Origin of the sequence: Subtercola boreus (assembly GCF_003399645.1) — a bacterium.
In the GTDB taxonomy this organism is placed as follows: domain Bacteria; phylum Actinomycetota; class Actinomycetes; order Actinomycetales; family Microbacteriaceae; genus Subtercola; species Subtercola boreus_A.
On record NZ_NBXD01000084.1, the window covers coordinates 1 to 1,245 of the forward strand.

Annotated in this window: 1 protein-coding gene; it reads left to right on the plus strand. The window is 61.3% G+C overall.

Annotation, left to right across the window (positions count from 1 at the left end):
• Positions 1-17: 17 nt before the first annotated feature.
• Positions 18-1,201 (plus strand): IS3 family transposase gene (locus tag B7R24_RS17205; RefSeq protein WP_116420153.1). Its coding sequence is split into 2 segments (ribosomal slippage): positions 18-279 and positions 279-1,201, totalling 1,185 coding nucleotides; the frame shifts between segments, so codons are not numbered across the junction.
• The last annotated feature ends 44 nt before the right edge of the window (positions 1,202-1,245 follow it).

The window sequence follows — 1,245 nt, forward strand, 5'->3', positions numbered from 1 at the left end:
AAAGAGAGATCTGCAGGATGACTGCATCACGACGGCGATTCAGCCAGGAGTTCAAGGACGAGCTGTGCCAGGAGGTGATCTCGACCTCGAAACCGATCCGGGAAGTCGCTGAGGCCTATGGTGTCGGTCCCGAGACGCTGCGTAACTGGTTGGTCAGATACCGAGACGCGCGCGGGGGCACCGAGACCGAGCTGACGATCACCGAGCGAGCCCGGCTGAAGGATCTCGAGCGGGAGAATCAGGAGCTCCGGGCGGAGACCGCGTTCCTAAAAAAAGCCACCGCCTACTTCGCGAGGGAACAGCGATAGTGGGCAAGTACGAATACATCGATTCCCTCCGAAACGACCCTGCCGAGATCAACGCGGTGTGGAAGATGTGCCTCTGGTTGGCGGTGTCAACGTCGGGATTCTATGACTGGCTGAAGCGCCCGCAATCGGCGACAGCCGCGCGCCGGGAGGTCCTGGCTGGACGGGTCCACCACTTCTTCACCACCTCTGATGGCACCTACGGGTATCGGCGGATCCACGCCGATCTGATGGACGAGGGCGTGGAGTGTTCGCCGGAGCTTGTGCGCCAGATTATGCGGCACGAGCACCTCGTGCCGTGCCAGCCACGCCCGTTCCGGGTCACGACCGAAGCCGACGCCGAAGCCGCGGCACTCATGCCCGATCTGGTGAAGCGGGACTTCACCGCAGAACGGCCCGGGATGAAGTTCGTCGGCGATATCACCTACATTCACACCTGGCAGGGCTTCATCTATCTGGCCACGGTCATCGATTGCTACTCGAAAAAGGTCGTCGGGTGGTCGATCGCTGATCACATGCGCACCGAGCTCGTCGAAGACGCGCTGCGCAACGCCGCATCGACCACGGTGATCGAGCCAAACGCGATCTGGCACTCGGACCGCGGCAGCGTCTACACCTCGGCCGATTATCGGTCGTTGGTGAAGCGTCTGGGTATGCGATCATCGATGGGTCGCACGGGCGTGTGCTGGGATAACGCGATGGCCGAGTCGTTCTTCTCTGCGTTGAAGAACGAACGCGTCTACCGCACCGTCTACGCGACGAAAGAGCGCGCCAGACGCGACGTCATCGCCTACATCGAGGGGTTCTATAACAGTCGTCGTCGACACTCCGCACTCGGCTACCGCAGGCCCAACGAGGTCCACTACAGTTACCAGCAGCCAGCATTGGCAGCGTAAGAGAAACCATCAACTCCGCTGTCCGAAATCAGCGAAGCAGCCCA